The organism is Ekhidna sp. (assembly GCF_964218185.1).
Lineage (GTDB): Bacteria > Bacteroidota > Bacteroidia > Cytophagales > Cyclobacteriaceae > Ekhidna.
Window position 1 is genome coordinate 1,053,638 of the sequence record NZ_CAXPLV010000005.1, and the last position, 17,445, is coordinate 1,071,082.

General features: G+C 41.7%; 17 protein-coding genes. 7 read left to right on the plus strand and 10 right to left on the minus strand.

Going from position 1 to position 17,445, the window contains the following annotated elements; translation table 11 throughout:
• Nucleotides 1–11: 11 nt before the first annotated feature.
• Entirely contained in the window at nt 12–521 is a 510-nt protein-coding gene (locus ACEQZT_RS10365; protein WP_370089352.1) for a hypothetical protein, read from the plus strand.
• A gap of 21 nt (nt 522–542) precedes the next feature.
• Nucleotides 543–1,679: an Ig-like domain-containing protein gene (locus ACEQZT_RS10370; RefSeq protein WP_370089353.1), complete on the plus strand. Its 1,137-nt coding sequence runs from the start codon at nt 543–545 to the stop codon at nt 1,677–1,679.
• Between the two features lie 76 nt (nt 1,680–1,755).
• Here the strand turns inward: ACEQZT_RS10370 and ACEQZT_RS10375 are convergent, their stop codons facing one another.
• From ACEQZT_RS10375 to ACEQZT_RS10410, 8 genes are all read right to left on the minus strand, one after another.
• Nucleotides 1,756–2,394, minus strand: coding sequence for a hypothetical protein (locus ACEQZT_RS10375; protein ID WP_370089354.1), 639 nt, complete (start codon nt 2,392–2,394; stop codon nt 1,756–1,758).
• A 12-nt stretch (nt 2,395–2,406) separates the two neighbouring features.
• Complete coding sequence (locus tag ACEQZT_RS10380) at nt 2,407–2,982, minus strand: cupin (protein WP_370089355.1); 576 nt, start codon at nt 2,980–2,982, stop codon at nt 2,407–2,409.
• A 21-nt stretch (nt 2,983–3,003) separates the two neighbouring features.
• Nucleotides 3,004–4,116, minus strand: coding sequence for an NAD-dependent epimerase/dehydratase family protein (locus ACEQZT_RS10385; protein ID WP_370089356.1), 1,113 nt, complete (start codon nt 4,114–4,116; stop codon nt 3,004–3,006).
• Entirely contained in the window at nt 4,113–4,574 is a 462-nt protein-coding gene (locus ACEQZT_RS10390) for a DoxX family protein (protein ID WP_370089357.1), read from the minus strand. Before ACEQZT_RS10390 ends, ACEQZT_RS10385 begins: the two co-directional genes overlap by 4 nt.
• Nucleotides 4,575–4,643: 69 nt before the next feature.
• Nucleotides 4,644–5,300: a hypothetical protein gene (locus tag ACEQZT_RS10395; protein ID WP_370089358.1), complete on the minus strand. Its 657-nt coding sequence runs from the start codon at nt 5,298–5,300 to the stop codon at nt 4,644–4,646.
• A 7-nt stretch (nt 5,301–5,307) separates the two neighbouring features.
• On the minus strand, nt 5,308–6,204 hold the full coding sequence (locus ACEQZT_RS10400; RefSeq protein ID WP_370089359.1) for a nuclear transport factor 2 family protein: 897 nt from the start codon (nt 6,202–6,204) through the stop codon (nt 5,308–5,310).
• Between the two features lie 7 nt (nt 6,205–6,211).
• Nucleotides 6,212–8,623, minus strand: coding sequence for a kelch repeat-containing protein (locus ACEQZT_RS10405; protein WP_370089360.1), 2,412 nt, complete (start codon nt 8,621–8,623; stop codon nt 6,212–6,214).
• 106 nt (nt 8,624–8,729) lie between these two features.
• A complete protein-coding gene (locus tag ACEQZT_RS10410; protein WP_370089361.1) occupies nt 8,730–9,575 on the minus strand; it encodes a hypothetical protein in 846 nt (281 codons plus the stop codon).
• Between the two features lie 45 nt (nt 9,576–9,620).
• Here ACEQZT_RS10410 and ACEQZT_RS10415 point away from each other — a divergent pair, with 45 nt between their 5' ends.
• Both ACEQZT_RS10415 and ACEQZT_RS10420 read left to right on the plus strand, forming a co-directional pair.
• Nucleotides 9,621–11,237, plus strand: coding sequence for an amidase (locus ACEQZT_RS10415; RefSeq protein ID WP_370089362.1), 1,617 nt, complete (start codon nt 9,621–9,623; stop codon nt 11,235–11,237).
• Entirely contained in the window at nt 11,234–11,890 is a 657-nt protein-coding gene (locus ACEQZT_RS10420) for a hypothetical protein (RefSeq protein ID WP_370089363.1), read from the plus strand. The genes ACEQZT_RS10415 and ACEQZT_RS10420 overlap by 4 nt, the downstream gene beginning before the upstream one ends.
• On the opposite strand, the gene aroA is transcribed toward ACEQZT_RS10420, so the two are convergent.
• A complete protein-coding gene (aroA, locus tag ACEQZT_RS10425; RefSeq protein WP_370089364.1) occupies nt 11,880–13,112 on the minus strand; it encodes a 3-phosphoshikimate 1-carboxyvinyltransferase in 1,233 nt (410 codons plus the stop codon). The two genes, ACEQZT_RS10420 and aroA, sit on opposite strands and share 11 nt — an antisense overlap.
• 69 nt (nt 13,113–13,181) lie before the next feature.
• Between aroA and ACEQZT_RS10430 the strand changes: the two genes are divergently transcribed.
• Nucleotides 13,182–13,337, plus strand: coding sequence for a hypothetical protein (locus ACEQZT_RS10430; RefSeq protein WP_370089365.1), 156 nt, complete (start codon nt 13,182–13,184; stop codon nt 13,335–13,337).
• On the opposite strand, the gene aroB is transcribed toward ACEQZT_RS10430, so the two are convergent.
• On the minus strand, nt 13,330–14,352 hold the full coding sequence (gene aroB, locus ACEQZT_RS10435; protein WP_370089366.1) for a 3-dehydroquinate synthase: 1,023 nt from the start codon (nt 14,350–14,352) through the stop codon (nt 13,330–13,332). The genes ACEQZT_RS10430 and aroB overlap by 8 nt on opposite strands.
• 61 nt (nt 14,353–14,413) lie before the next feature.
• Between aroB and ACEQZT_RS10440 the strand changes: the two genes are divergently transcribed.
• Nucleotides 14,414–15,595 carry a proline dehydrogenase family protein gene (locus tag ACEQZT_RS10440; protein ID WP_370089367.1) on the plus strand — a complete coding sequence of 394 codons (1,182 nt, stop codon included), beginning with the start codon at nt 14,414–14,416 and terminating at the stop codon, nt 15,593–15,595.
• 31 nt (nt 15,596–15,626) lie between these two features.
• On the plus strand, nt 15,627–17,345 hold the full coding sequence (gene lysS, locus ACEQZT_RS10445; RefSeq protein ID WP_370089368.1) for a lysine--tRNA ligase: 1,719 nt from the start codon (nt 15,627–15,629) through the stop codon (nt 17,343–17,345).
• The last annotated feature ends 100 nt before the right edge of the window (nt 17,346–17,445 follow it).

A 17,445-nucleotide genomic window follows, 5' to 3' on the forward strand; every position in this document is an offset into this window, starting at 1 on the left:
AAACAAAAAATATGAAAACGACTTTACTATTAACCGGACTTATATGGTGTGTGATTGCAGTAGCACAGCAACCGCCACAACCTTCAAAAGAAGATCTTGCAAAGATGGATTTCTGGGTGGGAAAGTGGGATTTGACATGGGATGGGGGAAAGGGTACCAATTTGATCGAAAAGAAACTAAACGGGCGGGTGATCCAGGAAAACTTTGAAGCAACGGAAGGAAACTTTAAAGGATACCTCGGTACCAGTATCAGTACGTTTAATCCCCGCGATGGCAAATGGCATCAGGCTTGGGCTGATAGTCAGGGTGGCTACATTGATTTGATCGGCATCATGGAAGGCGATACCAGAATTTTTCAAATGACCAGTCCACGACAGCTTCCAAATGGGAAGGAGTCCATTTCCAGAATGAGATTTTATGATATCACTGAGGATGCGTTTACCTGGGATTGGGAAGCATCTACAGATGGGGGCGAGACCTGGAATCTTAATTGGAGGATTAATTATACACGGGCTGATTAACTAATCATAAAATAGAAAATCATGAAAATGCTAAATAAATATTTTTGGCTGCTGGCTTTTTGTATTGGCTGTGGGGGTGGAAGTGATGCAGAACCTTTAGTTCTCACCTCGATAGTTATAGAAAACAATTCAGGGAAAATAGACCTGAACGAGACGGTAGAGCTATCCTTGTCGGGAAAAGATCAAAATGGAAATGATATCGAAATCACTTCAGAAGTGACCTGGACCGCAAGTAATACTAATGCATCCGTCGATGCAGATGGTGTTGTGACTGGTCTGGTTATTGGAGATGTCACTGTAACAGCGACAGTAGATGATCTATCTGAGAGCATTGATTTTCGTATCTGGGATAGTACAGCACCTCGCACCGAAATATATGTGACCGATGCGGCACAGTTTAATAACGGTGGTCCCTACAAGGTGATCAGGTATGATGAAGACGGTGGTTTTGCGGAGACACTCATAAGCTCAAACCTGGCCTGGCCTCAGGATATTGTGTTTCTGGAAGACAAGGGAACAATGCTGGTTTCAAATCTCTCAAGCAATAGCATTGATGAATTTGATATTAATACAGGGGAGTACAGGGGGAGGTTTGCTACTGTATCAAACGGCCCCACGAGAATGAAGATTGGATCGGATAATTTGCTCTATGTGCTGCAATGGAACAACTCTGCACCTGTACTGAGGTATAATCTGGATGGGACTTTAGAAGGAGAATTTACCAATGCGGGCATAAATCAGGCTATCGGGATGGACTGGGATGCAAATGGAAACTTTTATGTCTCTTCATTTCAAGGAACGGTAAGAAAATTCGACTCAGAAGGGAATGACCTGGGAATTTTTATCTCATCGAACCTTCAGGGACCAACCAATATCTGGATTACATCCAATGATGAAGTTTTGGTGCTGGATTGGACAGGTGGAAATATCCAGGAATTTGATATTAATGGATCTTTTATTGGAACATTTGCTTCAGGATTAACCCAGCCGGAGGGCATTGATATGCTGCCGAATGGGAAGCTGCTAGTTGGCAATGGAGGAGGCTCAACCTTGAAAATTTATACGTCCGATGGAACCTCAGAGGGGGACTTGTTTGAAAGCGGATTCGGTGGCTTGCGACAGCCAAATGGAGTAATTATTCGGTTGGTGAATCAATAAAAACTAAAGTTTCAATTGAGTGTGGTTGGTAGCGCTTGCCTCTGTTTTAGTAGTTCAGGGGCAAGCCTGTGTTGCTTTAATCCATGATGACTATCCATGAGCTTGGGTCAAAGTAGTAGCTGGACTTAGGATCTCCACTGACCAGCATGTGATCAGCGCAATCCCCTCCGTCACTTATTGGAATGCCGATAATGTCGTTAGGATCTCTGGCTGTCATGAGGCCGATGGCTAGCTTGAGCTCCCCTTTAAATTTATTTCTGTCAATGATGAATTCAGTCTCCCCGGCTTGTCCCATACCCATGGTATTTGCCACCCAACCAAAGTTATCAAGATACCTTTTCCGTTTTTCTAGAATTCCAGCCTCCATTCCTTCCTCTCTCATTTGCCAATCGAATTTTTGATTAGTTGTCCAACTGGATTCTGATTTCTTGTATAGAATCTGTCCTAAAGCTGCTGAGGCATGAAGAACAGAAACCTCATTTTTCTCATTGCAAATGCACAGACTTGCCACATATAGTTCTTCTGATTTGACGCTTAATCTCAGGTAATTTTTATCTGTGTCGTCAATCAATAATTGATTTATGCCATTTTCACCTAATATTTCAAGCTTGGTTAATTCTTTTGATGTTATGAATCCGTCCAGTTGGCTAAGATTAATTTGAGCATTACATCCGATTCCAGTAAGTACCAGTAAAGAGATAAGTATTGATTTCATGATTTACTTATTTTAGGATTTACCCCATAGTTTGAGTAGCGATCCGGACTTTCCATCCAATGGATCTGTTTTAGGATTTGGTACCGCTGCTATGTTTCTATCAGTACCTGGTCGGTCACCAGGCTGACATCTGATGATATCGACCGGCATACCTTCCGGGTAGGCGCCTACCACTCCAAGATTATGGCTGCCCAGGTTCTTGTGTCCAACTCCGGCAGGGATTACTATAATATCTCCAGCTTCTACAATTACCTTTTCTCCCTGATCTCCACCAAGCAATACCTCGGCTTCTCCACTGTAAATTCCCAGTACCTCATGAGCGATACTATGATAGTGCTGGAAGTCAAAAATTCCATTTCGCCATGAATTGCTCCAATCATTGGTTTGAAACCTCTTTTCCAGCCATTCAGCACCGTCATTATTTCGTTCGTCAAATGCTTTTTTGTAAAGCAGCAATGGAAGCTTGCTGTTGGGTACTATGCCATCATCTTCAAAAAACATGGTAATGGGAAGTTTCCTGACTTCAGCTAAGAAAGCAAACGATCCAAGAACTCCTGGTATCACATATAGAAAGTCTCTTCTTTTCATATGACTAACAATTGATCTTTTCTATTTAGCATTAGTTCTAACCCACTCATCAATCAGCTTGAGTCGAGTTTCTTCACTGTATCCTCCAACGTTTTTAAGCTCTCGTACTTTATTTATCGAAAGATTGTTAATTCCATCAACCAAGGTTGTATATACAGACTCAAATGCCAAGCCGGTATCGATCGCTTTTTTATTATTGATTGTATAAAAGCCAGGTTCAGACGAACTCATCGGAATCCAGTTTGGAATGTCAGACCATTCTTGAATTCCTCGCTCGGTTAACCATTCTGTTTTAGCCCAATGAATTTTGGAAGTGCTCCTTGTGGCTTTATGTAGAAGATTCACATAAGTCTTCCACTTGAGCGTTTGTTCAGGACCTACCATATTAAAGTCTCCAGATAAGGAATTTTCCATCGTCAGCGATCCAAATGCTGCCAAATCTTTGACATCTATTAATTGAAATTTTGCACTTTCATCATCAGGCAAGATGACATCCTTGCCAAGGAGAAAATGATATTCATAGAATGAGAGCGTGGGCACTTCATTATAATTCAGGTTCTCGCCAAGAATACTTCCACAACGCAATATTGTCCCACCCTTCGGAAAGTACTTTTTGACATTTTGCTCACCAGCTCGTTTCCTTTCTGAATAATAATGATCGTCAAAGGACTCCATGATCTCAGATACGTCGAGCAATGGAGACTCCTCGCTCATGTTATGTTCTTTGTAGTTGCGAAAAGTGGCAATTGAAGAAATGTAAATGTATTGATCTACTCTTCCTTGCAAAAGGCTGGCAGTTTGGGCAACACAAACCGGAGCTCCTTGCCATGTATCGATTACTACATCCCATTTTCGATCTCCTCTAAGCCCCTTTAATCCATCACCTTGATCTGGAAACCGGTTTCCCTTTATCCATTCCAATCCAGAGAACAAATCAGGATTTGTTTCACCTCTATTGAATAAGGTAACCTCATGTCCGTTTCTGAGACATTGATTAACGAAATGAGGCCCAACGAAATTGGTACCTCCCAACATCAGCACTTTTAGCTTTTTATTTGTCGCAAGAGTCGGTACTGAAAAGGTCGTTAAGGCTGTAGCTGCTAGCGTGCCTTTGATAAAATCTCTTCTTTTCATCGATCGCTATTTTTTGATTGTTGAGTAATTAACAAGTCAATTGACCATTTACCACTACCCTTTATCAGTAAGGCTATTACTAGCGTAAGTGCTAGCAGGTGAAATTCAAATCCCTCACCCCTTCCTGGCTGGTTATACCAGTTCATGAAAAAACCAAACCTTGCATGAACCAGATAGATGGCACCTAGCATAATAAGTCCAAACGATCCAGCAATAAAACGTGTGCCTAGCCCAAGCATGAGACAGATCATACCGATTGATTCACAAAGAATAGCCAACCAGGTAACAAAGCCTGGTAGACCCCACCATTTCTGCCACATGTCCACTGTCCATTGAGGGCCATGTCCACCCCATATTCCAAGTAGCTTCTGCAATCCATGAGGCAGTATGACAATAGCTAATCCTATACGAAGTATGAAAGGAAGGATATCATTAGAAGTTTGAAGTAGCTTTTTCATGATAGGTTAGTTATAAGGATACACTTTTAATCGAAATAAGTTTATGCAAGTGTCAATTAATCCACAGCTTTAATAAGTTGTGTCTTCAAAATAAGGCATCCAAATTTCAGCTGTAAAGACAAAGCTCGAGTCCAGTGCCATAGATACATCCGGGTGAACAATCCCATCAGTCTCAGACCACTTTGTATAAACTGTCAGCGAGGTATCACCAGAGATTGTTGGAGTAAAATATTTGTAAGGGAGTCCTTTATCACTTAAGATGATTTTGGCGATAAAATAGTCTCCATCCCAAATTGTATATGTTGAATCATTTAGATCGTTTGCTTGATACTCTTTTGAGGCAAGATTCTTAATCGTTCGATAGAATAAATGTCTATCCCAATTTTTAAGGAAGGCATACATAGAAGAGTCCATTTCCGACCTAACTCCATTTCTTAGATTCCACCCGGTTGAATCATTAAAGTAGCGAATGTTATCAAACTCATCTGTCCACTGATGAACCCAGACCTTTGTAGGTGATAGGTTGCGTTTTATCTCTGAGTAGTATGGGAAATCAAGTCTTTGCTCTTCATGAATTGCTTTGATGTAGAGCGACTGAAGGTTTTGCCACTTTTCAAGGTCTCCCATTTGTGCTAAAACTAGATTCTCGTTATCAAAACTTTCGCCACGATTTTGATTGCATGCAATGAATAAATAGAAAAAAATCAGGTGGTATGTTGCCCTCATTGCTCGATTATTTATTCTTCATTTTGCTAACCATCCGTGCCTGATCACTTTGATTATAACTCTGCCATAAAATTTGATCAATCATCCAGTCACCCTGATCATTCTTGGTCATGAGTAGATAATCAAATCCCCAGATGGCGTAGACTTTCACGTTAGCTACACGTTCATCCATGTCTAGAATTTCTACCTTTTGGGGTGCAGAAGCCGGTATCCACCCTTTCTGATTATATGTGGCTGCCGTGTGTTTCAATTCCTTATAGGTCATTGGGCTTAATGACCAGATGTTATTTTTCCTCGAGTAGTAATAGCCACGTTTTACCAAATCCGGTGAAACACTCTTCAAAAGAGTGGTATCTACCTTATAGATACTTTCTACATAGTTCAATGCAGCCTTCTCGATCTTTTGCCTGTCAGTAGAATACTTATCATCCAGCATCAATGGAAGGGGATTAGCCTCATCTTCATCATACCATACCATGGCTGCTATCTTCCATTCGTTATTTTCATTCTTAATAAGCTGAATGCTATTGATGCCTCTTTTTTCATGGATTCCCTGCGAAGTTTGAACTTCAGCCTTATAGGAACTGAAGAAGTGAGCAATGTTTCCATAAACCTCCGATTCGTTCGAGATTTCATATTCGGAGGCCTTTAAAATGATTCCTTCTTTGATTTGATCCTCGTAAATCTTTAGAAATTCTGAAGGTGTAAAAGAATTTACTGTTGAGTCATTAACCCACTTAAATTGTGCCTTTTCAGTGAATAAGCCCTGGGATTTTTTAAAGTCAGGTATGGTTTTACCATCATAATTAATGGATGCATATAGGGCATCTACAGTCTCTTGGGGGGATTGTGAATGCAGGCCAAATGATAGTGCGAGTAGAAATAATGTAAGATTGTTTTTCATGTTGTTCTTATTTGATTTTAGTCCAGTTTGTCCCATTCCAGGTCCAATGATCGTTGAGAGGATTCCATTTGGGTGTCCTGCCTCCAATGAGAAGTATTAATTGACCAGACTCATCGTACACCATTACGCTCATGTCTCGTTCAGAAGGGCTATCTGAAGGGGGCATAATTTTCCATTCTTGACCATCCCACTCCCAGGTATCGTTGAATCGAACTCCTCCGGGAGCTGCTCCCCCAAATAACACAATTCGTTTTCTACTTTCGTCGCTCTCCATGACATGGTTGTACCTAGGCTTAGGGCCTGTGTCAGAGACGATTTTCCACTCATCGCCATTTAGCATCCATGTTTCCCCCTTACCCCCAGATCCTCCGAAGAGAAGTACTTTTTCATTCACTTCATCATAGGCCAATTGAGGCCTACAGCGCTCACCGGGAGAAGATTCCTCTGAAAGTAGCCTCCATTCTCCATTCTGAAATGACCAGGTGTCACCATAGTTCTGTCTGTCTGGTCCACAGCCACCATATAGGATGATACGATCATTTTTATGATCATAGGCGATTCCGGGTGAGTATCGCTTATTTAGAGGTGTGGTTTCATTAATTTGAATCCATTCCCCATTTTCATACTTCCAAAAATCTCCAAGTACTTGATTGTCATTCCACCCACCGAAAAGATAAATAGCTTTTGAATTCGGTGTAGTAAATAGTGAATGGCTCGAGCGTGGTGACGGGCCCTGAGCTGGAAGCCTTGACCAGCGCTGTTGGTGTAGCTTCCAGAAATCTGAATGTCCAGTCCAGTTGTTAATGCTGGTTCCTCCAAACAAATAGATGTTATCATTGAAATAAACGCCAGCGGAATGATGACGAAGTGGAGGACTTGACGCAAAAGTCAAACTCTTGTATGCTTTTGGTAACTGTACACCCGAAGCACCCACCTGGTTATATGGCGCTTCAGCCATTCTTGCTACTTTGAGAAGCTCAATTTTAATGTCACCCTGCACATAATTTTGTTGGTTAACTCCGGTACTATCATTGCTGAAGTCTGAGTTCAGAACCATTCCATTTTCCATTACAAACTCAGAGAATTCATCGTACTGCTCATCTGAGTCAGTGAGTAACGCATAGAAGCTATTTTTCCAAAAAGACCCTCCTTCGAAAAATTGAATCACATTTCCTTCAGGATCCTTAACGAGAAACATGGGTCTACCCCAAACAACGATGGGCCGCCCAAACATCAGATCTTCTGGCTTTGGAAAGGAGGTTTTAATTAACTCTTGAGTGTCAGGCACATCAAACCCGAACTTGAAAACACCATTGGGATTTTTGTTAGCTCGCTCTATTTTGTAATCATTCAATGTAGGAAGCTTCGAGTCCCTGATAAATTTTATCTGAGCGTACTGATATTGAAGTGTTAATGAAGAATCTGTTTGTGCGATGACTTCAAAAGGAAGGCGACCAAGATACCATTGAGTAGTAGAGTCAAAGTTTGTTGTTCGATAAGTGAATTCTTTAATGCTGAGAGTGGGCGGTTTTTTAAACAGCATTTCTTTCTTGTCGTAATCAAAGATCACCTCATAATCTTTCAATATACCACTACCCAGATTGCCCGCATGCGTACTTCTAGCCCAGGCACCAGCGGAGTGATCTGGCACCCGTGTCTTAACTGAGAGAAATTGTAATCCATCACTAATTTTTACAGATGGCAAGGTGTATTCTCTGGCCATTATAGGCCCACCGACTCCATAGCCTGTTCTCCGTAGTTCGCTAAGCTCAATGCTTGCCGTATCCAGCGATTGGTAAAAACCCTGGAAAGTGGTGAGCATGGATCTATCGCCTGTATCGACAGTGAATTCTCCTTCCACTCCATCGATCTCCATTTTGATCATCGGTATCTGGTTCCGATAGAAAGTGAAGGGAACTACATCATAGCCATCCTTGGGATACTCACTTTTTTCATAAAAGGTCATTCGCCTATTTGGGTAGTTGATGGATAAGTCGTACTTCCTGAATAAATCCAGACCAAGAACGCCATCGGCAAAGGGCAGAGATAGCGAATCTCGAATAGCATTTAGATTCAGGATTATCGGATCGTTTGACTGTGTTTGAATGGAAGTTCCAATGATGTGGAAGGTTGTTTCTTCTCCATACCAGGCATTTTGTTCTCCATCTCCTCCGCCTTGTATGGTGAATGATCGTTCTTTTTTCACGCCGGCCTTTTCAGCGAAATCAGTGTTCATCCCATGTACGCCACCCGTATCAACGATAAACTTGCCCTTCACACCATTGACTTCCACTTCAATGTATGGACGGTTATCCACCAATTGAAATAATAGAGATTCTGGCTCCTCATTTTTTTCGTGTTGTGAGTTGCACGATAGCAGTGAGGATACTATTAGGAATGCTGTTAGGTTTTTTCGCATCAGATAATGATTTGAAATAAAGTAACGAGCCTTACCCTAATGAGTTGAAAATCAAATCAGATACGAGTAAAGATTATCTAAAATTTACTTGGTGAAAAGCGCTGATTTACTCAGCAGCAATCGCCAACTTCGTCCCATCAGGTGAAACTGTAATACGTGTAATCCTGGATATTCCCTCTGATGTGAGATCAGCAATCTCCTTCCAATCTCCACTTCTTTTCCATAGATATAGTTTGCTACCTGATCCCATGATTATGAAACCATTTGGAGTCCAGCAGTAGTCCTCAGACCCTTCAAGTGTAGCAATCAGTGATTGGGTCTTAAGGCTTTTTGGATGCATTGATTTAATCATCCAGGGATTGACGGATTTATCTACATAGCTAAATCCTTCTGATCCGGGAATTTTATGTAATGACCGACCAATATTTTTTGCGACAATTTTAGCCGTTCCCTTCTTCGTATTAATGATTTGCATCGTAGAAGTGTCACCTAGAACAAATGCAACAATATCTTCTTTATTAATCCACGCATGGTAGCCAATAACCAGATCATTAACCAACACTTTACTTTGACCTTTAAGGTTGTACGAGTACAGCAACTGTAACCCAGTGGTGTCAAGCCTAATACTAGAAATCTTACCTCCAGGTGTTGGAGTTGGTGAGTATTCGCTACCCTGGAGGGTGTTGGTAATAATCTCTGTTTTATCACTTCCTAAAAAATAACGAGCGATCTCGGTTTGATCTTTTACAGTTCGGCTATAGATCATTGACTTACCATCTGGCCAAAATGCTGGTTGGTTATCATATCCCGGATTGGCGGAGATGTTGATAGCATTTTTTAGCTTAAAATCATTTCCAGATCGTTCCAGATCCAGCAGATATACCTCAGTTTCAGGTTGAGCAAATATGCAAATGGAAGCAAATAGAAGGAGGGTTGAAATAAATGTTTTCATCTCATTAAATTTAATGTCTTGCAACCTAACTAAAATTACTCACCTATGAAGCGACGAAATTTCATTCAGCTTAGCGCAATCACGGGAGCTATCCCTTTTCTTGGGATTAAAGCTTGTGCTTCTCCAGAATCATCCAATGAATCCAAACAAGGGAAGGGTAAACCCTTTGAACTGGAAGAGTGGACAATAACACAATTGCGTGAAGCAATGGAGTCAGGTAAATACACCTCTCGCCAGATTTGTGAGCTATACCTCAAACGGATCGAAGAAAAGGATCAAAGTGAAAATGGATTAAATAGTGTGATAGAAACCAACCCGGATGCATTGGCCATTGCTGATGAATTAGACAAAGAAAGGACGGAAGGCAAAGTGAGAGGACCGCTTCATGGTATTCCGGTAATGATTAAGGATAACATTGACACAGGTGATAAAATGATGACCACAGCAGGCTCCATGGCACTGGCTGGATCGACTGCACCGGATGATGCGTTCATTGTACAGAAATTACGTGAATCAGGTGCGGTATTGCTTGGAAAAACTAACCTTAGCGAATGGGCGAATTTTAGGTCTTTTCGTTCTTCTAGTGGCTGGAGTGGGAGAGGCAGACAAACACGAAATCCCTATGCATTGGATCGTAATCCGTGTGGATCAAGCTCAGGATCTGGAGCAGCGGTATCAGGAAACATGTGTGCGCTGACCATTGGAACTGAGACCAATGGATCGATCGTTTGTCCTTCCTCGGCCAATGGAGTGGTGGGCATTAAACCTACGGTAGGATTGTGGAGTAGGGATGGAATCATTCCGATATCTGAAACACAGGATACAGCCGGGCCAATGGGAAGAACGGTTGCTGATGCGGCAGCTCTTTTAGGTGCCTGTGTCGGAATAGATGAAGCAGATAAAAGAACTAACGAAAGTGAAGGTAATAGCTATACCGATTACACTCAGTTTCTTGATGAAAATGGATTACAAGGAAAGCGTATAGGAGTGTTAAGTGGAACGATTGGCTATCACGAGCGAGTTGATGAAATCATGGAACGAGCTTTTGCAGCCATGGAAGCACAGGGTGCTACTTTGGTTAAAGACATCAAGCTTTATGAAAATGATGCTTATGGCAATTCTGGTTTAGAGCTGTTGCTTTTTGAATTTAAAGATGGCCTGAACAAATACTTGGAATCACGTCCAGACGCAAAAGTGAAGTCACTTTCAGACATCATTCAATTTAACAAGGACAATGCAGATGTCGAAATGCCCTATTTCCCTCAAGGAATCTTGGAACGAGCGGACAACAAGGGGCCATTGACAGATGAAGAATATAAGGAGCATCTCAAAGTGGTAACTGAAGTATCCAGAAATGGAATTGACAATGCATTGAAGGAAAACAATCTGGACGCAATAGTTGGAGTGACCGGAGGACCGGCCTGGCCTATAGACGTCATCAATGGAGATCATTTTGGCACGGGAAGTTCCACACCTGCAGCCCGATCAGGCTATCCGAATATTACTGTTCCCGCCGGATTTGTTCATGGGCTTCCGGTAGGAATGTCCATCTTTGGCGGAAAGTACCAGGAGCCAAAACTGATAAGCATTGCTTATGCTTTTGAGCAGGCTACAAAGGTCAGAAAAGCTCCTAAATTGTTACCTACACTGGATTTGATATGATAAAAGCGATATTGAAATACCTTGGAGCAGGACTTGTGGTTCTTATAATTATAGGAATTTTAGCTTACCTATTCATTGATGAATCCGTACCTGATGGTACGCAAGGACAGGAAGCGGAGGCGCTTGCGGATGAGATGCTCAGTGCACTCAATAAGCAAGGTTATGACTCTATTGCTGTGATCGAATTTACATATCCTGGAGGGCATAGCTATGTGTGGGATAGGGTCAGTAATCAGGTAACGGTTGAGTGGGACAATAATGAAGTTTTTTTGGATTTGAATCAGTCACCTGAGGATTATAGCACACTTCAATATGAGGCCTATGAATACTTTTTGAATGATTCATTTTGGTTGGTAGCTCCCTTCAAAGTTCGGGATGAGGGTGTGATGCGATCGACTGTTAAGGTTAATGAGGGGAGAGGGCTGTTAGTTACCTACACTTCCGGTGGTGTGACCCCTGGGGATAGTTATCTATGGATCATCGATGAAAAAGGTTTTCCCAAAGCCTGGAAGCTTTGGACGTCAAATGTGCCGATTGGTGGTCTGAAAATTGGCTGGGGCGGTTGGACTGAAAAGGAGGGTGTTTGGTTTTCGTTATTTCATCCAAGCTGGGTGGTCGACTTGGAGATTAAAAACTTGAAAGTTAGCTACTAACCGTCTCGATATGTACACCTAACTCCCTCACCTCATCCCAAAAGCCTGGATACGATTTTTGGACCACATCCGGATCATTTATTGTCACATCCATTAGCTGACAAAGTGGAGCAAAAGCCATTGCCATTCGATGGTCTTCGTAAACGTCTACTTCAATTCCTTCTTGTAGATTGGTTGAAGGAATTAGTCTCCAGAGGTCAACATCTTCAGTAAGTTTAGCGCCTAGCTTGGCCAGCTCATTTTGCATGGCAAGGATTCTGTCGGTCTCTTTGATCTTCAAACTATCCAGCCCAGTCATCTCGAGGGATATTCCGTTCACAGCTGCTGAAACCATTACAGTCTGTGCTAGATCAGGACAGTCTCTGAAGTCTAGTGACAATGACTTTTTAGCAGCCTCTACTTTTTGCAAAAGCACTCCATTGTTTTCAAATACACTGGAAACTCCCATTTTAGCCATGATGTTAGCAATAGCAATATCACCCTGAGTCGAGTTTTTTCTAAGCGTCGGCAAAACCAATGAAGATTCTTCTGGAGCCAATGAAACGAATGAATACCAGTAACTGGCCCCTGACCAGTCTCCTTCAATAGTGTAATTGACTGGTTGATAAGACTGAGGTGCTATGCTAATAGAGTTCTCTTTCCAACTTGCTTTCACTCCAAAACTTTCCATCAATGAAAGTGTCATCTCAATATAAGGTCGACTGAAAATTTCAGTGGTCAATTCTAGAGTGAGTCCATGAGGAAGGCATGGAGCAATCATCAAAAGCGCACTGATATATTGGCTGCTGATATTTCCGGGTATTGAAATTTTGTTCGATAACTGTCCTTCAATGCCATGAATCTTTAACGGCGGATAGCCGTCTTTTCCGAGATATTCGATTTTTGCTCCGATGGATCGGAGTGCGTCTACCAATGGTCCAATTGGCCTGTTTTTCATCCGCTCTGTTCCCGTTATTGTAGCATCTTTCCCCTTGATTGCTAAATAAGCGGTAAGAAATCGCATAGTCGTGCCTGCATCCTTCACATCATACATGCCATCTTTTTGGCTCAGTAGTTTGAGCATGGTTTGGGTATCCCGAGCATTGGATAGGTTGTGAATGTTTGAGTGATCTCCATCTGCAAGGGCATTGATTATCAACGCTCTGTTACTTTCACTTTTTGAAGATTCTAGTGTAATTGTACCCTTTAATCGTGAATTATGCTTTTTTAGTCGATATTTCAATATTTGGCAGGTTTTTTGAAGAACAACATCACAACTTTTTACGTTGCTAAGTTGTCAATAAATTATAATATGTCAAGATCAAGAACTATCGGAACCATCTTCGCCTCCATCGCCTTGGGAGCTCTTACTTTTTTTCTAACCACACCTAAGAAGGTGGTGAAAAAGAAAGAACAACAGACTTCACAAGATGATCGGAATAGCGAAAAAGATGATTTGTTTATCTAAGAATATCTTTTAGAATAGACTCATCTACAAGCACATCATACGTGCACATGCCTACTTTCTCCAACAGAGAAAATCTCAATCCTTTTTGATCATTCTTTTTATCCTGACTAAGATGTTTAGCAAGCTCTTCATAGCCTGGAAGCATCTTAGGGAATTGATAAATATTTTCCAGATATTTTTTTATCTCAGTCTTTGCTTCGTTATTAAGCATCCCCATTCTTTCAGCAATCTCGTTTTCCAGAATCATTCCCAAGGCAACAGCTTCTCCGTGTAGCAGGGGTGTTTCACTTTTGAGGTAATGGGTCTCCAAAGCATGACCGATGGTGTGACCATAATTTAAAATCTTTCTAAGGCCTTTTTCTCTAGGATCAGCATCTACCACTGTTGATTTTATTGCAATCGATTTTGGAATTACCTCATCCCATTGGATCGATTCGAATGACCTGGACAGAAGATAATTCCACTGCTCTTGACTCTTGATCAAAGAGTGCTTGATGATTTCTGCAAAACCTGATTTCAATTCTCGTTCAGAGAGTGTGTTTAGAAATGAAGTATGGATGATGACTTTATTCGGATCTTGAAACAACCCAATATGATTTTTTAGTCCATTAAAATCAACACCCAGTTTTCCCCCGATGCTGGCATCAACTTGAGAAAGAAGTGTCGTTGGCACATTTATAAATGGCATCCCTCGTTTGAAAGTTGCCGCCGCAAAACCTCCCATGTCGCCGATCACTCCCCCACCTAGATTGACGAGTAGGCTTTTTCGAGTAAATCCCCCATCTGTAAGCTTACTCCAAATTTGATTGCAAGTCTCTAATGTTTTTTCGGTCTCTCCACTTTTTATTTCAATGATTTCTTCATGTCGGATATCAATCAATGGAAGACAATGTTTCTTTGTGTTTTCGTCAATCAGAATTGCAATTTTATCCGGCTGGATTACAGAAATTGCTTCTGCTAAATCAGCAGAAATATCCTGAGAAATAGTTAAGTATGGAGGGAGATTATTAGACATTTGTTTAAACAGATAATGGTGTGAATCTGTTAGCTATCTTTGCACACCGATTTTCAAAAATATGCAATCAGAGCCAATCAATTTTGATGATACTGCAACGGCATTTGCCTATCGTACCACCGGAGAATTAAAGAACTCTCATTTTGTATTTACTACCATGAGCAAACCATGGATGGTAAAGATGGGAACAGTGATGACCAATTTGGCACTAAAGCTTAAACTACCGGTCAAAGGGATCATTAAAAAAACCATCTTTAATCAATTTTGTGGTGGTGAATCTGTAAAAGACTGTGCAGTGAAGATCAAGCTCCTGGGGGATCACAATGTGCAGACCATCTTAGATTATTCTGTAGAGGGTTTGAAAAATGAGGACGGGTACAACGACACCAAAGAAGAAGCTCTAAGAGTAATTGATTTTGCCTCTACCAATGATCATATTCCGTTTTGTGTGCTTAAGCTTTCAGGACTGGGCTCAACCCAGCTGATGACCAAGGCCCAGGCCAAAGAAAAGCTTACTGAGATTGAAAAAACAAAGCTCTACTATGCTGAGCAGCGTGTGGATGAGATTGTGAAGAAAGCAAGTAGTAAAGGCTTGATGGTTATGATTGATGCGGAAGAGTCATGGTTTCAAAGCTTCATTGATGGAGTGGCTTATCGCATGATGGAAAAGTATAACAAGGAACGACCGATCGTTTACAATACGTATCAGCTATATCGTCACGACATGCTGGACAGACTGAAAAGAGCTCAGATTGAAGCTGAAGTAAAGGGCTATTACATTGGAGCGAAACTGGTGAGAGGGGCGTACATGGAAAAAGAGCGTGACAGGGCTGAAGAGATGGGGTACGAGTCACCCATTCACAAAAACAAAGAGGCGGTGGACAAAGACTATGATGAAGCTCTTAGGTACTGCATGCAGCATATTGACAAAATGGGGATCTGTGCGGGTACGCACAATGAAAATTCCAGCAAGCTTCTGACCCAGCTGATGGCAGAGCAAAATATCAGCAATAAGGACAATCGAATCTTTTTCGGGCAGCTGCTGGGTATGAGTGATAATATCTCATTTAAGCTGGCGGATTTGGGATACAATGTAGCTAAGTATGTTCCTTACGGTCCGGTGGAGAAAGTATTGCCGTATTTGTTTAGAAGGGCTGAGGAAAACACTTCCATTGCCGGACAAAGCGGAAGAGAGTATACATTGGTGAAAAAAGAGCTGAAAAGAAGGAAGTCAGCGAAATAAAAATTTTTAGAAAGAAGACGAAGCAAAAAAAATGCAACTGAGCGAACAGGAAATCCAACGAAGAAAATCCAGAGAAGAATTGATGGCTATGGGGGTAGACCCATACCCGGCAGCTTCATTTGATGTGAATGTTACCACAGCAGATATTAAGAAGAACTTTGAGAAGAATCCTGAAGACTTCAAGAATATCTCCATTGCCGGACGGCTCATGAGTCGTCGGATTATGGGCTCTGCTTCGTTTGCTGAAATTCAGGATTCGGTAGGGAGGATTCAAATTTACATACGAAGAGATGATATCAGTGATGGAGATGACACCACACTGTATAATGACATTTTCAAGAAGAAGATGGACATTGGAGATATTATCGGCATCAAAGGTTATGTATTTAAGACGGAGGTTGGTGAGATTTCCATCCATGTGACTGACCTCAAAATGCTAACCAAATCTTTGCGTCCGCTTCCTATTGTGAAAGAGACGACCGATGAAGCAGGCAACAAAAAGACACACGATGCATTCAAAGATCCTGAGCAGCGATATCGTCAGCGATACCTGGATTTGATTGTGAATCCTGAAATCAGAAACACGTTTATTCAGCGAACTAAGCTTGTGAATTCCATTCGTGAATACCTGGCAGGAAAAGGATATTTGGAGGTAGAGACACCAATATTGCAACCTCTATACGGAGGAGCTGCGGCTCGTCCGTTTAAGACACATCACAACACGCTGGACATGACTCTCTACCTGCGTATTGCGAACGAGCTTTATCTGAAAAGGCTGATCGTTGGAGGATACGATGGAGTATTTGAGTTTGCCAAAGATTTTCGAAATGAGGGAATGAGCCGATTCCATAATCCAGAGTTTACCCAGGTGGAGTTGTATGTAGCCTACAAGGATTACAACTGGATGATGGATACGATGGAGGAGATGATCGAAAAGGTGGCGATGGATCTTCATGGAGACACTAAAGTGCAGGTTGGGGACAATGTGATCAACTTCCAGCGACCATGGAAACGATTCACCATGTTTGAAGCGATTGAGCATTTCACTGGAATTGACATTTCGGAGATGGATGAGAAGGAACTAAGAGAGACTGCCAAGAAGCTGGAAGTGCCACTTGATGAGACCATGGCTAAAGGAAAAATCATTGATGAAATTTTCGGTGAGAAATGCGAGCCACTTCTAATTCAACCGACTTTCATTACAGATTATCCGGTGGAGATGTCTCCATTGACTAAAAAGCACCGGTCCAAAGAAGGGTTAGTGGAACGGTTTGAAGCGATCTGTAATGGTAAAGAGATAATGAACTCCTACTCTGAGCTTAACGATCCTGTAGATCAGCGCGAGCGTTTCGAAGAACAACTTGAGCTTGGCAAGCGTGGAGACGATGAGGCTATGACCTTGGACGAAGATTTCCTTCGTGCATTGGAGTTTGGTATGCCACCTACTGCAGGAGTAGGATTAGGGATAGATCGTCTGTCCATGATTATGACAAATTCCAATTCAATACAGGATGTATTGTTCTTCCCTCAGATGCGACCAGAAGTTAAGTCTAAAGCAGCAGAACTGAGCGGCGATGAAAAAGCCATATTTGAAATGCTGGAAAAGGAAGGAAAGCTAGAGCTGAATGCGCTCAAAGAACAGTCCGGTCTTTCTAATAAAAAGTGGGATAAAGCAATCAAAAAACTAACCCAGGGTGGATTCGCAAAGGTGAATAAAACCGAGGAAGGATTGTTTGTGGAGGTGGATTAATCATTAACGTCATTCCTGAGACTGACGAAGGAGGGATTCAGGAATCTCATTGCTAGATTCCGGTATTTCTCGTACCTCCAAAACCGGAATGACGCAATCC

Bases quoted from the DNA above. Each gene is read 5' to 3' on its own strand.
- ACEQZT_RS10385 (WP_370089356.1), bottom strand. From the start codon at position 4,116: ATGAAAAGAAGAGATTTTATCAAAGGCACGCTAGCAGCTACAGCCTTA.
- lysS (WP_370089368.1), top strand. From the start codon at position 15,627: ATGCAACTGAGCGAACAGGAAATCCAACGAAGAAAATCCAGAGAAGAA.
- ACEQZT_RS10415 (WP_370089362.1), top strand. From the start codon at position 9,621: ATGAAGCGACGAAATTTCATTCAGCTTAGCGCAATCACGGGAGCTATC.
- ACEQZT_RS10400 (WP_370089359.1), bottom strand. From the start codon at position 6,204: ATGAAAAACAATCTTACATTATTTCTACTCGCACTATCATTTGGCCTG.
- ACEQZT_RS10395 (WP_370089358.1), bottom strand. From the start codon at position 5,300: ATGAGGGCAACATACCACCTGATTTTTTTCTATTTATTCATTGCATGC.
- ACEQZT_RS10410 (WP_370089361.1), bottom strand. From the start codon at position 9,575: ATGAAAACATTTATTTCAACCCTCCTTCTATTTGCTTCCATTTGCATA.
- ACEQZT_RS10440 (WP_370089367.1), top strand. From the start codon at position 14,414: ATGCAATCAGAGCCAATCAATTTTGATGATACTGCAACGGCATTTGCC.
- ACEQZT_RS10420 (WP_370089363.1), top strand. From the start codon at position 11,234: ATGATAAAAGCGATATTGAAATACCTTGGAGCAGGACTTGTGGTTCTT.
- ACEQZT_RS10375 (WP_370089354.1), bottom strand. From the start codon at position 2,394: ATGAAATCAATACTTATCTCTTTACTGGTACTTACTGGAATCGGATGT.
- ACEQZT_RS10405 (WP_370089360.1), bottom strand. From the start codon at position 8,623: ATGCGAAAAAACCTAACAGCATTCCTAATAGTATCCTCACTGCTATCG.
- aroB (WP_370089366.1), bottom strand. From the start codon at position 14,352: ATGTCTAATAATCTCCCTCCATACTTAACTATTTCTCAGGATATTTCT.
- ACEQZT_RS10370 (WP_370089353.1), top strand. From the start codon at position 543: ATGAAAATGCTAAATAAATATTTTTGGCTGCTGGCTTTTTGTATTGGC.
- ACEQZT_RS10390 (WP_370089357.1), bottom strand. From the start codon at position 4,574: ATGAAAAAGCTACTTCAAACTTCTAATGATATCCTTCCTTTCATACTT.
- ACEQZT_RS10380 (WP_370089355.1), bottom strand. From the start codon at position 2,982: ATGAAAAGAAGAGACTTTCTATATGTGATACCAGGAGTTCTTGGATCG.
- ACEQZT_RS10365 (WP_370089352.1), top strand. From the start codon at position 12: ATGAAAACGACTTTACTATTAACCGGACTTATATGGTGTGTGATTGCA.
- ACEQZT_RS10430 (WP_370089365.1), top strand. From the start codon at position 13,182: ATGTCAAGATCAAGAACTATCGGAACCATCTTCGCCTCCATCGCCTTG.